Origin of the sequence: Taibaiella koreensis (genome assembly GCF_003545715.1) — a bacterium.
Classification (GTDB): domain Bacteria; phylum Bacteroidota; class Bacteroidia; order Chitinophagales; family Chitinophagaceae; genus Taibaiella; species Taibaiella koreensis.
This window is the reverse complement of record NZ_QVNU01000006.1, coordinates 177,842-192,484: the sequence shown is the minus strand read 5'-3', so window position 1 is coordinate 192,484 and position 14,643 is coordinate 177,842. Positions and strand designations below refer to the sequence as shown.

Sequence of the window (14,643 nt, the reverse complement as noted above, 5' to 3'; positions counted from 1 at the left end):
CGGGCAAAAGTTTGCTTTAAATTAATTCGTTAATCTTTTGACTTATCTTTAGAAGACAATACTTCCCATGTCCAGAAGCCTTATCCTGCTCCTGCTGTTGCTGCAATACTCTTTGGCCTGGGGCCAGATCGCCGATAGCGAAATGATTAGCTTTACGCCTTCCGCGGGGCAACAGCTACGGTTGTACTGGAAAGATGACCAGGGCCGGGTGATAGGCAGCTTGGGCCGGTTGAAAGATTATACGGCTGCAAAAAAGCAGAAGTTGGTCTTTGCCATGAACGGCGGCATGTATACGGAGGATCGCAGCCCGCTGGGCCTCTTTATACAGGATAGTAAAACCCTGAAAGCGCGTAACATCAAAAAGGGTTATGGTAATTTTTACCTCGCGCCCAATGGCGTCTTCTATACTGCCAGTAACGGGAAAGGATTCGTTTGTACTACTAACGAATTCAGGCCTGACAAGGATATTCGCTATGCTACGCAGTCGGGCCCAATGCTCGTGATCAATGGTAAGATCCACAGTGCCTTTAAAAAAGGCTCTGTAAACCTGAACGTACGCAATGGTGTAGGCATATTGCCTGGTGGACGTATGCTGTTTGCCATGTCGAAAAAAGAAGTGAATCTTTATGATTTTGCTGAATATTTCCGGCGCAAAGGCTGCCGTAATGCGCTTTTCCTCGATGGCTTCGTATCCCGCACTTACCTGCCTGCCCTGAGCTGGCTACAGACCGATGGCTACTTTGGTGTCATCATAGGCGTGACAGGGTAGGTGGCTTGTAAGCTGAGGCGTTTCGCGCCGGCAGCGTACCTTTGTACTTTATGATAGCCAACGAACAAACCATAGCGGCCATCGCTACCGCGCCCGGTATTGGCGCCATCGGCGTTATTCGCCTTAGCGGCAGCGACGCCATTACGATCGCCGATCTTATCTTCAAGGGAAAGAAGCTGGCGGCGCAGCAGAGCCATACCCTTCATTTCGGGCATATCGTATCGCCTGCCGATGGCGCGGAGATTGATGAGGTGGTGGTATCGTTGTACCGTGCGCCGCGCAGCTATACCGGCGAAAATGTAGTAGAGATCAGCGGTCATGGTGCGCCCTACATTTTGCAACGCATTCTCGAAGTCTGTATACAGGCAGGCGCCCGGCTGGCGCAGCCCGGTGAATATACCCAGCGTGCCTTTCTCAACGGCAAGCTGGATCTGGCTCAGGCCGAAGCCGTAGCCGACCTGATTGCTGCCGACTCTTTCGCCGCACAGCAAACGGCCTTGAAACAATTGAAAGGTGGCTTTTCCAACGATCTGAAACAGCTGCGGGAGCAGCTCATCCACTTTGCCGCGCTCATTGAGCTGGAGCTCGACTTTGCTGAAGAAGACGTTGAGTTTGCCGACCGCAGCCAGTTCCGAAACCTCATCGACCAGCTGGAAGCCGCCACCACACAGCTTATTCTTTCCTTTGGCCTGGGCAATGCCATTAAGCATGGCGTGAGCGTTGCCATCATCGGTAAGCCTAACGCCGGTAAGTCTACCCTGCTCAATGCCCTGCTCAACGAGGAGCGTGCTATTGTAAGCAATATCGCCGGCACTACCCGCGATACCATCGAAGAAGTGCTCAACATCAAAGGCCTGCTGTTCCGCCTGATCGATACAGCAGGTATCCGCGAGCATATCAGCGACGAGATTGAGCAGATAGGCGTGGGGCGTAGCCTGGAAAAGATGCGCAGCGCCGATGTGGTCATCTATCTCTTCGATGTGCAGGATACGACGCCGGAAGAGTTGATATTGCAGCGTGACCTCCTGCGCAGCGAAGGCCTGCGTTATCTTCTGGTCGCCAACAAAACCGACGAGCAGGGTGAGAAAGAAGCCCGCATGCAATTTGCAGCCCTTGCCAATGAAATTCTATTCATCTCCGCAAAAAGCCGCGTAGCCGTCGATCAGCTAAAAGAACAACTCTATAATCTGGTAAGCGAAGGTGAGCTCAACACCGAGAACACCATCGTGACCAACGCCAGGCACCATGCAGCCCTGCTCAAGGTAGCCGAAAGCCTCAGAGATATAGAGGCCGGTATGGACAACCGTATCAGCGGCGAATTGATGGCCCTCGACGTGCGCCGCTGCCTCCACTACCTGGGCGAAATCACCGGCCAGGTGGAAGTGGATCGCGATATATTAGGGACTATTTTTGGGAAATTTTGTATCGGGAAATAATGCAACAAAACATCGACAAGTAACGATAAATAAAATTGTTTAAGTGGTTGTAAATCTGTTAAATAATAAGATTTACAGCCACTTTTTATTTGGATATCTGTCGCTGTTTTAGATATATTTGTCCCCTATTTGTCCCCCAGCGGAAGAATGTCAATAAAACATAGTGAAGGCGTGTTAGATATGGTGATACATCTTTACTTACCGATACTTATTGATACTTATAGATGCTTATGGGAACCTAAATTGAGGAGAGATGAGCAGCAATATTTCAATAACGAAAAAATGTGAGTACTGTGGAAAATCGTTTGTTGCACGAACGACGATTACAAGGTTCTGCAGCCACAGTTGCAATTCCAGAAACTATAAACAATTGGTAAGGGAAAGTAAAATCCAAACTTCAAATAATGCAACAACTAAACAGTCTTTCGATTGGAAAGTAAATGAGATTCTTAGTAGCCGGGAAATTCTCAAAGTGAAAAATGTTGCTCAATTATTTGAAACCAGTTCGCAAACGATTTATGATATGATTGAGGCTGGCAAGCTTCGGGCGATAAATTTAGGCATTAGAAAAACCAGGATTTTACGCGCCGATGTTTATGCACTTTTTACAGACTTATATTCGCCAGATAAAATAGTAAAGGTCCCCAAAAAGATCAAAGATGGAACTGATCTTGTTCGCGAAGATTGTTACGCCATAGAAGAGTTGATCCTTCTGTTTAGTAAACCAAGGGAATATCTTTATATACTATTGAAAAGAAAATCAGTTCCCAAATTAAAGCTTGGCAAAGAAGTCTTCTTTAAGAAAACAGCGGTAGATAAACTGCATCGGGATTTACAAAAGCCGAGAAAACTTGGTCATGAAAAAGAGCGTGAAGCAAATATTAGGCTTGCCGCTACGCCTCTTAAAAGGGAAGACTGTTACACTATTGAAGAAAGTGCCGCGCTATTAAAAAGAGCTAGGGGATTGGTATATGGGATTTTCAACAGAAGGAAGGTCCCCAAATTGAGGATAGGACGGGAAGTATTTCATTCAAAGAAAGCTGTCCACAAGGTTTTAAAATCATTAAAAGAGGAGGAGAAAGGTGAGCAAGGTAAAATTAAGGAGTAAAGCTATTAGCCAAGGCAGAGAAACATTGTTTTTAGATATTTATCCGCCGGTGCCACACCCGGACACAGGTATTCTAACCAGGAAGCATTATCTAAAGGTTTTTGTTTACGCTAAACCTAAAACAGAGCTGCAGCGATTTCACAACAGAGAGACCCTTGAATTGGCTGAAACGGAGAGAGCAATAAGGCAGATTGATGTACAGAATCTTCGGTTTTCGTTTCTTTCACAAAGGATGAAGCGAGGAAATTTCGTAGAGTTCTTCGAACTTGAACGGGATAAAAGGCCAAATAAATCAAACAGTTTTAACTGGAGAATGGCGGTGGCCTATTTTAAAAACTTTGCTGGTGAGAAGATTTTATTTCCCCAGATAAATGAAACGCTTTGCGAGGAGTATGCCGATTATCTCCTAAGTGCGCCCGCCTTGGGAAGAAGCAAAAAGCCCATTTCTATTAATACCGCTGTAAGTTACTTTGCCAAATTTAAAGCAACGCTAAAACAAGCTTTTAAAAAAGGATTTTTTCCAGTGAACCTTGGAGAAATCATTGACAGCTTAACCCCACAGGATACACACAGAGAGTTTCTATTTCAGGATGAGCTGCAACTACTGGCAGATGCCCATTGTGAATCGGAACTGATCAAAAGAGCATCACTTTATTCGTCATTAACTGGTTTCAGGTTCTCAGATTGCCATACGCTCGATTGGTCAGAAGTGAGAGGTTCTAAAGGGAATTATTTTATCCAGTTTTCGATAGATAAGACAGGTAGTGCGGAGTTTATGCCGATTTCAGATCAGGCATTTGAGCTTTTGGGTGAGCGACAAGAGGGGCTTGTATTTAAAGGACTGAAATATCACCGGGTCAATAAAATTCTTCCTATATGGCTTAGGGAAGCAGGCATTGGTAAACATATCACTTTCCATTGTTTTAGACATACATTCGCGACACTACAACTTTTATTAGGAACCGATATCGTAACACTATCTAAGATGCTAGGGCATAAAGATATAAAGACAACAATGATCTACGTTAAGATTGTGGATAAACTGAAACGAGACGCCTCCCATAGAATTAAACTAGACTTAGAAGGAGGTTGGTTGATGCTTAAAGCAAGTTGAGAGGGACAACTTCCCAAACCCGAAGCTGCGTTGATAGTGTTACTTTAAATGCTTCTGCTGGATCACGGAAGGTATGGAAAAATAGCCTTGGAGGCATTAAAATTGATGATTAAAAAAATGGGTCCCAAGGGTCCCATTTTTTTTTGACCTGTTTTAGCTTGTTTTAAAGAGCTTTTTTTACACGAAGTATAGATAATCAAATCCTGTGTTTAAAGAAAATCAAAAATAACAAAACCTAGTTCTCTACTCCTGAAATTGAAATCACATATTCTTCAAGGGGCATTCTATTTACATGAAAATACAAATACTTTTACTACATTAGTTTACACATTAAATACCATTATATGAAAGTCTTATTTGTATCTCTATTGGTTTTAATTTCCTTTTCTGCTGCCTCAATTTTACCCACCGCGACAACTTCTGTTAAAAGGCATAATAAAGTACATTTTCAAGGGACTTCTACGCGGGCGGAATTAATTAAAGCGATCCAGGACATTGAACCGACACTATCCTTCAAACAGGGTACAGACATCAATCAATTGCCGCACTATTTCGCAAACCAGGAAGGTAAGTTTTCCGTTGCCCTTATTGGCACAGGACAGTCTGTAAAGACCGTTAAATTCATCATCATCATCGATAACAACAAAAACCAGGGAAGGCACCTTGACCTGGTGGAGCGTATTGCAGAGCGCTTGTCCGGTTTGCCGGCTAAAGCATGGTTGCACAAATACGCAGCGCAATTGTCAGCCATTCCTGCCAAAGATTTTCAGAGTGTATGGACTGAGGGGACCTATGGTAGCAAGTTAGGCTTTTTATCGAAGAATAGGCTGCTTACCGTTGAATTTACAAAGAAGTAAATGCTATGCTGGTAACATGCGTTTAAAAATTAACTGTAGAACTAATAAAATAATCCCTGTTTCGGTATATTAAATTATATTAATATGTATGTATCTTGCAAAAGCCAATTTTGCATTTTAATTAATTTAATTCCAATTCACCTTAATCACTGACCAAATGAAAAAACTATTTTCTTTACTTGTTTTACTTACCTGCGTGGTAAGTTTCTCTATTGCGCGTTCTGCTGATAAACAAGCAGCGATCTCCATCCCTACAACATACGTGACTACTCAGATAGGAACGAATACAAATGCACTTTCTCCTAAAAAACTTCAAGATCCGCACGTTTATATTTTTCTTACTTCCTGCGGCTTAGGTTCTTTAACAATGCCTGGCGAATTAAGCCCCCAACAATGGGTTGCTATGTGGGCGACTTTTGAGTTATTATGCCACATACCTGACGCTGAATAATAAGATACGTTGCAAGATTGGCTATTTCAATTTGCTTATCCTTTAAGGAGCTGAAGCAAAAATCATTGCTATATAAATCAATTCTGGAGAAAAACGTCAATAAACCTTAACATTAAAAAACATGAAAAAACTACTAATACTATTGGTCGTAACAGTTGCGTTTGCAACTTCGGCCTTTGCTACCCCACATAAAATTGACGCTAAACTTGCGACAATTTCTAAACTTAAAAAATTCCAGCTTCCGCAAAATTATTACTACGCGTTTATGACTACCTGCGGCCAAACCGTCTTTATGACTACAAATTATAAGATGTCAGATGCCCAGTTTTTAATTTTTTCAACCGCGTTCGATTACGTCATTTGTACTATACCAGAAAACAATTAAACCTATACCAGAATTGATTTATATAGTTATGAAACTGCACGCTACTTTCCGCATTACAATTTTTACTGCATTCCTTTTATGCAGCATACCGAATTTGTATGCCCAAAAAAAAGAACCCGTTCTTGCCAAAGCATACTATAGCTTCTCTCATATTCCAGACACGCTGAACCTTAACTATGCCGTCACCGACAATATGGTACTGCTGCTGGGAAAAACGTCTACCATCTACCGGAGCATTGACCGCATGAAAAGCGATTCAACAATATTGGCAAAATTCAAATCAAAAGCTACGGGTGCCGGATCGCCTGTTGCCAATAACGGCAGCCATACGGTACTTTATCTGGAGAATGACACCCACAAAGCCTTTCAGCAGGACTTCCTGGTCAACAAGTATATCTACCCTATTGAGTATCCAACAATAGAATGGCATATTGCGCCAGACACCGCCACAATAAAAGGTCAACTGTGTCAAAAAGCTACCGGCGATTGGAAAGGCAGAACTTATATTGTTTGGTTTTGTAAGGACATTCCCTTCCGGGCCGGGCCCTGGAAACTGAACGGTTTGCCTGGGCTTATCCTGCAGGCCTATGACACAAAAAAACAGGTGGAATTTCAATTGGTCGCTTATGAAAGCAATGTTAACCCACCCGTTGTTATTGACCATGACCCGGGACTCGTGGTAACGACCAAGCCGGAATATCTGAAAATGAGGGAATTGTTTTTAAGCAATCCTACAGCCTATATAAAGGCTTCGATGCCTGGTGTTACCAATATAAAACTGCCCGCTCCATATGTGCGTAAACCAGCCCCGAATAACCCGCTGGAATTAGTGAAGTAATTGTGATGAGCTATATCAGGCATATTTGCGCCTGTGTTCTTTTTGTGGCCTTCTTAAGTCCTGTTTATGCACAGACCATTCAGGGCATCGTAAAAGACACTACAAATACAGCACTGGCTTCTATTTCGGTTTATATCATGGACGGTAGTCAGATGGTGAGCTATACGGTGTCCAACGAATCGGGTGCGTTCACCTTTAGAAACATTCCCCACATTGCAGGTAGGCAATACCGTATCGAAGCCAGCTCGGTTGGTTATACCAAAATGAGCATTCCCCTTCTCCCCGATAAACACGACTACCTGCTCATTTTGCGTCCCAACACGACGGCGCTTAAAACCGTAACGATAAAGGACGACCGGCCTAAACTAAAAGTCCGCGGTGATACCCTAAGTTATAAGGTGGCGGACTTTTCGGCCAAAGGTGACAGGGTGATCGGAGACGTGATCAGAAAACTGCCGGGTATCGAGATGTCCAAAGAGGGCAAAATATTTTATAATGGGAAGGCCATTTCCAACCTCTTTATTGATGGCGACGATGTACTGGACGATAAGTACAACATTGCCACAAGGTCAATTCCCAACGGGGTTGTTGATAGGGTTCAGGTATTGCAAAATAACCAGCCTATCAAGATGCTGCGCAATAAGGTGGTGAGCAGGAACACGGCCCTGAACCTGACGATAAAGGATTCCGCCAAAGTAAATATTGTCGGCCAGGAAACCGTAGGGGGTGGTTTGCCTGGGAACTACTATGCCGATCTCAACGCGCTGCTATTAAAAAAGAAATTCAAGGCAATAGATAACCTCAAGGCCAACAATACGAGCTATGATCTGCAAAGCGATATCATTTCGCACAACTATTTGGATTACCTCAACCAAACATTCAACTCGAAGCCCCACAATCTACTTTCTTTAGGAACGATTCAAAAGCCGGAACTACCACTAGAAAGGTATTTGTTTAACCGATCGGCAATCATCAACCTGAACAACCTGGTAAATCTCAGTCCGACCAGGCAGATAAAGGCAAACGTTTATTATCTGAGGGACTTTCAGAGGCAGGAGTATAGCAGCAGCAAAGAAATTTATCTGCCGGGAGATACCATTCATTATACCGAGAAACAAAGTAATCGCCTGCGTCCCGATATTATGCATGCGCAGGTGACCTTCCTGGATAATAGAGACAAGTCCTATATAAAAAATGACCTGATACTGAATACGACACTCAATAGCAACTACTCGAACTTGCTGAGCAATGGGGCAGGTCTTAGTCAAAAGTACTACGATAATGTGTATGACTTTTCAAACGAGTTCAATTTGATGACGACCTTAAAATCAAAACAGGTAATCGAGTTTTATTCGTTTATCAATAGTTATAAAGAGCCGGAAAAAAGGATCATAGAACCCGGTATCGCGCCGGCGATTTTCAACAGCAATATTCCCTATGCCAGCATCACCCAACAAACCGAGATCCCGACATTCTCCCAAAATGCCTATGTATCGGTCAGGTTTCTGGAAGGGACGATCAAGCAAAGTTATAAGGCCGGTTACTACCTGCAGTCGCAAAGGTTAAAGTCTACGCTCTTTGGAACGCAGGTTGATGGGCAGCAGCTACCGGCCATAGACAGCAGTATCAATAATTTAATGTGGACCAAGAGTAAAGTGTACTTCGAGGGAATGTATGACTATATTGGCGACCGCATTCAGGTCAACTTAAAAGTTCCCCTCAATTACCAGAGCGTCGCCTACAGCGACAAAGGATTTAGTTTTAGTAACACCGTCAATCGGCTGTTTGTGGCTCCCGATCTGTACCTGAAGGTGGCGTCGGGTAATGAAAATAACTTCACGCTGAACTATTCTTATAAGAATGAGTTCGGGACCGTTGAAGACAATTACCGGGGCCTGGTACTGACCGATTACCGGTCACTGCAAGCCAACAATGCCAATCTGAACGAGCAAAAGATACACAATGCCAATGTTGCCTTTAATTTCAGGCGTGCCGTCAAATTGCTTTTTGTGACGGTTTCCGCCAACTTCAAACATACAAATGCCAATTCTATCTTCAACAGCATCTTAACCAATACGTTCAGCAGGACGGTGACGCTTCCCTACAATAATGCGACCAACGAATACTTCTTCAATGGGAGAATAAGTAAATACATTTACGGCCTGCGGTCAACGGTATCCAGTACACTATCTTATCAGATCCTACAGACAAACCTGTTTCAAAATAATAACTTACTGCCTTATGTCACTACGATCCCGTCGGTTTCGTTCAATACCGATACTAAAATTTCCGAGCGGCTAAACTTCACCTATAAGGGCGCCTACAATAATATAAACAGCAAGCTTAAAACGGATGCCAGTAAAACAAGGATCAATATTTTTCAGCAGTCAGCGACCTTAGAATATATCCCTGCAACAAATATTTACCTGGCCTTATCGGATGATTACCGGCATGCTTCACAAAGGGGCGGTTCGAATGTGAACTACAACTTTGTGGATGCCAGCATCCGGTATCAGATCAGTGGTTCAAAATTAGATCTGGAATTAAGCGGGGCGAATATTTTCAATGTCAAAAGCTACAATGTGCTTATGCTGTCTTCCAATAGTTTTACCTCAAGCACCTACCAGCTCCCGGGCAGAATCATTCTTTTAACGGCAACATTTAACTTGTAACCTATGATGAATAGTTTCAAAGAAGGGGAAGCTTTAGCTTCCCCTTCTTTGTTCTTATGAGTTCGGATTCTCTGTTATTGGAATGTACATCTCCCTTGTCTCAAATTTCCTATACTCGTACGTCAATTTTTTGATTGTGTAGCACTGCAGGCTATCGATAACCTTAAAGGATGTTTTGGGGATATCAATCGATTCCGAAATCCTATAATAATTCTCAGTAATCGATAACTTTTCAGAGAATACCTTAGCAAGTTGCTCTTCATTTAATGACCGTACCAATTCAAAGGATTTAGGGATCTTTGCATGAGTAATAAACATTGACACACTTACCTCAATGTTGCAATCTCTTTCTCCACTCACGGATATAGTAATGCTATTGAACCAAAGACCTCTAGGAAAACAGATGTCTACGGAACACTCAACTTCACTCCATTTTGGTAAACAATAATTGTCGGTGCCGAAAAAGCATTTTTTATCCGGGTCATAGATGACCGTACCTTCGGTTAAGTAGCTGTCTCTCTTGTTACCATATCCAAGTGCAAATTCTACTACTCTTAGAATATCCAATTCGATAGGGCTTGGATCATTTATCTCTTCGTCATCGATTAAAACCCACAGATCGCCGTCCTCTTCTTCAGCTTTCCAATAGACGGAAAGTTTTTTGCCGTCTTCGGAAAGTTTGTCGCAATACTCCTGCATTGCTTTCATCGAGAATTCTTCCATTTCGTTCATAGCATTGATTGTTTAGCGTTTCGGCCTGCCTGGCCTCATCGGTACCGGAAGCATACCGGCAGACGCCCTTTTTACTCGGGTAGCGAACAATTGGGACAAGTCAACCAATCCGCTGTCTCCGATGTCGGGCGCTTACTGAGCTATTTGCTGTTCAGGGAGCCAATCTGCCCGGTTTTTGCCACTGCGGGAACTCGACTACTATGCCCCCGGTCATTGTGGGGCTTGAAAATGAGCTGGACTGCCTTTTCAAACCGAGAAAAGGAAACGAGCTGGCAGAGGCCAGAGAAAGTTTTTTGAAAAAAAATACGACCGGTCTCCGCCCAATTTTCACTAGGGGCGGAATAAGAACGGTGGAGATTTTTTTTCTAAAACCGAAGGCGAGGCGGCCCCTTCAGGTCGACTCAGACTTTCGGCGGCTCGGCGCCAGATCGTAGTTTCGCGGGAAGTTTGAAAAAAAGACAGTTCAGGTTGAACACGCACCAGGGGTTGGGGGCAGTGCCAGATCTTGCGGGAAAAAGTAAGCAACGCTCACGAATAGCAAATAGGTCCTGTAGGGACTATGTGATTCAGTGGGGTTGAATGGCCCATTGATTGCCTGAGAAAAGAAACGAACAAACGCGGGATAAGGTCAGGGGCAGAGCTTCTGTCGATAGGGATTATGCACTATCCCGGTAATTTTCAGGATATAGAGTAGACACGGGATCGGACTGCCAAAATTCTTTTGAGTTGATATCCATAATTGTCAGCCTACCCTGATGACCTGCACCAGTGTCCATATTGATAATATTGTATTTTTTGAGTGGCTTGTCCTTACCAAGTTTTGTAGTTGGGGTGTGCCCTACGTAAATTTCTTTAAACTTGGTTGCGATTTCAAAGGCCTCGCTTTTGACGCCATTTTCTTTACTTTTCAAAGCATCGGTCCAAAGTGTTCGGTCCCAATAAAAATCCGTAGGCTCTTGCTGCGCAAATGGAATATGCCGCTTAAAGCCACCATGCACAAAGCAGCGCTTTTTCTTATCAATGTGGTATGGCTGTTGTTCGCTAAATAATTTCTTGTGACTGTACGGAATATCGCTTGCGACGAGAGCGGTTTTGAAGCCGCTGCCGGACGCAAAGTATATGCCTTCCTTTCCTGCAATTTTAAGGTAGGAAATTAGCGTTCCCTTACCTCCGTAAGTCCAATAACGAGGATGAAAATCAGTCTGGTTAAATTCGCAAAACCAGTCATCGTGATTGCCTTTGATCGCTATCAAGTTTTTTACCTTAAGTAATTCTTCTACGCATTCGAATGCTTCAGGATACCCGTCTACGATATCTCCAACTTGTATCAATAAGTCATTTTCGAAATCAAATCCAGATCTTTCCAGACATTGAACCATAGCCTTATGAGCACCATGAATATCGCCCATTACAAACTCTCTCATACACAAATTTTCTTCCCGCTAATTTACAAAACTTGCACGGCAGATTAAAATGAATGCAAAAATGGATGCAGCTACGCGAGGGATGTCACTTCAATTTTGTCACCCGGTTTGCAGCATCTATCTGCCATTGCTCTTGATTTTTATAACTGATAGACAGTTCACGTATGATGAAGTCTTTTAGCAGTAGACCATGTTTTTGATCAAAGTAATAATACCGCATCCGCCTCAATATATCATCGCCGTCGTCATAAGCCACCAGTACTTGACCGACAATCTTGTTGCGCGAAACAGAAATCCAGATTTCCATAGTCCTGTATTGGTCGTTTTCACAACTTTTACAAGGCACCTTACCGGCTGTAGTGATAGAGTAGAGGCTATTAACGCCGCGCCGCAACAATAACACACCGAAAACAGTCGAATCTGACAGGACAAAATTTTCTTTGAAAACGGTAGGAATGATCTTTGCCCTTAGCGCATTGTCAGCACGGAAATATTTTCGGTTAGGTGAATTGACAGCCTTATGCAGCAAATAATTTAAACTATCGATATACCGGGTATTGGAGGCAGTTATTTCTTTCTTTTTATCGTAAGTGGAAACAGACCAGTTGACCGGAAAATCTCTTAATATCAGGTTCGATCCCGTGTGTCCTGATGGGGTTAACTTAAGGCTGTTTAACCAGGATGCCATATTGTTACTACTGAGCCTTGGCAACTGCCGATCTGCATTTATAGTATCGTTACCCCTGTAAACAATTGCGCTGTTACTTACCCATTCGTTGTTCTTGTTCCAGGCACCATCGCAATCAGATTGAAGATAATGTACAACTTCGGCTTTCTTTAGATCGATAATAACACAACCATAATTTTCATGAAGTAAGCTATCCGTTTGCGATGGATGAACATACCCTTTGATGATATTCTCCATAACGAGGTAAGCACCGTCAGGTGAGATCTTTACCCGTGATGATGAAAAGTTGTTATCATCATAGCCCTTAATTTTTCTTACAAGGCCCTCAGCATTTATCCTGGGCTGTCGGTATAAATTGGCCTTTTGCTCTTTTTCTAAAAATACGAGCGTATAACCATCCTTCAGTGGTATAGTAAGCGCGGGATGCACCGAAAAGACAGTTTGTGCAAAAGTGTTGCTGCTTAGAAAAAACAAGTATACGATCACCCGTAGTTTCGTCCCCAAAGCTTGTGTAAATAGACTATTATACACTTTACTCAATGTTCCTGTTTGTCCGTACATCTTTCTCCGATTCTATTGTTTTTGAAGTAATGTTCGTACCTCCTTATACTGGTCCGCCAAAAGCCATAATTTTTGTTTTAGCATAAAAATGCAGTTTACGAGATCTGACGAGGCATCTTATTAATAATGAACATAAATTTCTTTTTTGAGGGGTAAAGCTAGTCATCGTTAAAAATTAGTATCACATCCATTAAACAAAGTGTCAGGCTGATAATAATTACCCCAATTATTAAAAAAGCGGAGCAATCCTATCTGCTTGAGAGAATCGTTCGGGCAGGGCATTAAGCCAAACGATGCGACCTTATCCTGCTCATAAAAATCGAAATCTTCACTGAAGTGTCCACCTGGGTCTGGTTTGTGTCTGATAAAATAGGCCGTATTTCGTGAGTATTGGTAGAAATAACTATCCGATCGGTAGTTTCCCTTTTTTCTCTTGTCCTGTATAAAGGCTGCAATTTTCTGTATTAAAGCCCTTTTATCTTTAGGTGGGTTCTGAATCAGATAATAGTTACTGACAGTTGTCGGTATGAACTTAGTATGGTCTGAACCGCACGAAGGAAGCAAAAAAGTAAGGCAAGCTATTAGCATTGCAAAAGTTCCAATACATGTTGCATAATTCTGCCATTGTGTTTTGTTACTTGCTACACTCATCGGATCATTTCAAGTTGGCCTGAAGCATTGCGCATCAGGTAGCAGTACATAAATTCGGTAACCGTCTTGCCGTTTTTGTCTTTATATTCTATACGTGTTACGGGTTCGCCTTTATTGGGTGGATCAGTACGCTCAAGAGCCACGATCTTTCCGTTGCCATAAAACCGCATCCGGTAGTGCTCAACAGGCAGGACATTTGGCGAAGGAAAACTCAGAAATTCTTTATAATCCTTTATAGTTTCCTTACATCCTTCGGCGTCCAGGAAAAAGTACTGTGCACGTTCCCGTTCTTTGGCTAAGACTGCCGAATAGATACCTTCGACGTTTTTCTCGTTATAAAAGCCGGCATACTTTTGATAGTAGGCCAATACCTCACGCTGCAAGGCCAGGGAATCTTCCTTTTGCAGATCCTGCCCTTTTGTCCAACCCGGTATGTTATATGGCACCGACGCAGGAAAGGAACCTTCATAGACAACTATCCTTTTGCCGGCATCCGCAAACACCTCCCTGCCATCCCTTTTAACAAGCGACGTAGTTACCAGCTTTTTTACCGCGCCTGCTTCCTGTTGGCTGCCGCCCTTTGTTATTTTCTCGATCTCGATATCGATCAGCACATTTGGCGAGAGCTCTTCGAGTTGCTTGCCCTTCCGCTCGCCAGGATAAACGATCAGCTTCCAGTGCTGAGCGCCTGTCTGCAAAATGGCGTCATTTATTGGAACACTGGTATTTACTGTGCCTTCGGCATCCCCGAAATATTGTTCTACCGGCACATCATTGATCAGGAGCTCGAAATTGCAGGCGCCCACCTCGATATTTGTGCGATATTCTACTGCCCGATCCCGAAACCTGACCTGCTTATACAATGAGGCCAATTGATTTTCCCCGTTGTTGGTTTGTCCTTTGCACATCGTAAATGCCATTGACAATATGATGGTTGCTGCCTGTTTTATCATAACG

General features: G+C 43.2%; 13 protein-coding genes. 9 read left to right on the top strand and 4 right to left on the bottom strand.

Going from position 1 to position 14,643, the window contains the following annotated elements; genetic code table 11:
* The first annotated feature begins 67 nt into the window (after positions 1-67).
* From DZK30_RS19210 to DZK30_RS19175, 9 genes are all read left to right on the top strand, one after another.
* Complete coding sequence (locus DZK30_RS19210) at positions 68-769, top strand: phosphodiester glycosidase family protein (protein ID WP_118975804.1); 702 nt, start codon at positions 68-70, stop codon at positions 767-769.
* A gap of 50 nt (positions 770-819) precedes the next feature.
* On the top strand, positions 820-2,205 hold the full coding sequence (mnmE, locus tag DZK30_RS19205; protein ID WP_118975803.1) for a tRNA uridine-5-carboxymethylaminomethyl(34) synthesis GTPase MnmE: 1,386 nt from the start codon (positions 820-822) through the stop codon (positions 2,203-2,205).
* Between the two features lie 253 nt (positions 2,206-2,458).
* Entirely contained in the window at positions 2,459-3,313 is an 855-nt protein-coding gene (locus tag DZK30_RS19200; RefSeq protein ID WP_118975802.1) for a helix-turn-helix transcriptional regulator, read from the top strand.
* Positions 3,288-4,427: a site-specific integrase gene (locus tag DZK30_RS19195; protein ID WP_118975801.1), complete on the top strand. Its 1,140-nt coding sequence runs from the start codon at positions 3,288-3,290 to the stop codon at positions 4,425-4,427. Before DZK30_RS19200 ends, DZK30_RS19195 begins: the two co-directional genes overlap by 26 nt.
* 344 nt (positions 4,428-4,771) lie before the next feature.
* Entirely contained in the window at positions 4,772-5,284 is a 513-nt protein-coding gene (locus DZK30_RS19190) for a hypothetical protein (protein WP_118975800.1), read from the top strand.
* Positions 5,285-5,441: 157 nt separating this feature from the next.
* The gene (locus DZK30_RS25980; RefSeq protein WP_162903250.1) at positions 5,442-5,735 is read left to right on the top strand and encodes a hypothetical protein; all 294 of its coding nucleotides are present in this window, start codon (positions 5,442-5,444) and stop codon (positions 5,733-5,735) included.
* A gap of 121 nt (positions 5,736-5,856) precedes the next feature.
* Positions 5,857-6,120 (top strand): hypothetical protein, encoded by a 264-nt coding sequence (locus tag DZK30_RS19185; RefSeq protein ID WP_118975799.1) that lies wholly within the window; start codon positions 5,857-5,859, stop codon positions 6,118-6,120.
* Between the two features lie 28 nt (positions 6,121-6,148).
* Positions 6,149-6,958, top strand: coding sequence for a GLPGLI family protein (locus DZK30_RS19180; protein WP_118975798.1), 810 nt, complete (start codon positions 6,149-6,151; stop codon positions 6,956-6,958).
* A 5-nt stretch (positions 6,959-6,963) separates the two neighbouring features.
* Entirely contained in the window at positions 6,964-9,630 is a 2,667-nt protein-coding gene (locus DZK30_RS19175) for a carboxypeptidase-like regulatory domain-containing protein (RefSeq protein ID WP_118975797.1), read from the top strand.
* A 54-nt stretch (positions 9,631-9,684) separates the two neighbouring features.
* Here DZK30_RS19175 and DZK30_RS19170 read toward each other — a convergent pair whose 3' ends face one another.
* The 4 genes from DZK30_RS19170 to DZK30_RS19145 all read right to left on the bottom strand — a co-directional run bounded on the left by DZK30_RS19170 (position 9,685) and on the right by DZK30_RS19145 (position 14,639).
* Positions 9,685-10,362 carry a hypothetical protein gene (locus DZK30_RS19170; RefSeq protein WP_118975796.1) on the bottom strand — a complete coding sequence of 226 codons (678 nt, stop codon included), beginning with the start codon at positions 10,360-10,362 and terminating at the stop codon, positions 9,685-9,687.
* 656 nt (positions 10,363-11,018) lie between these two features.
* The gene (locus DZK30_RS19160; protein WP_118975794.1) at positions 11,019-11,786 is read right to left on the bottom strand and encodes a metallophosphoesterase; all 768 of its coding nucleotides are present in this window, start codon (positions 11,784-11,786) and stop codon (positions 11,019-11,021) included.
* An 85-nt stretch (positions 11,787-11,871) separates the two neighbouring features.
* Positions 11,872-13,035: a hypothetical protein gene (locus tag DZK30_RS19155; RefSeq protein WP_118975793.1), complete on the bottom strand. Its 1,164-nt coding sequence runs from the start codon at positions 13,033-13,035 to the stop codon at positions 11,872-11,874.
* Between the two features lie 647 nt (positions 13,036-13,682).
* Positions 13,683-14,639, bottom strand: a complete 957-nt coding sequence (locus DZK30_RS19145; protein WP_205529503.1) for a hypothetical protein — start codon at positions 14,637-14,639, stop codon at positions 13,683-13,685.
* Positions 14,640-14,643 lie beyond the last annotated feature (4 nt).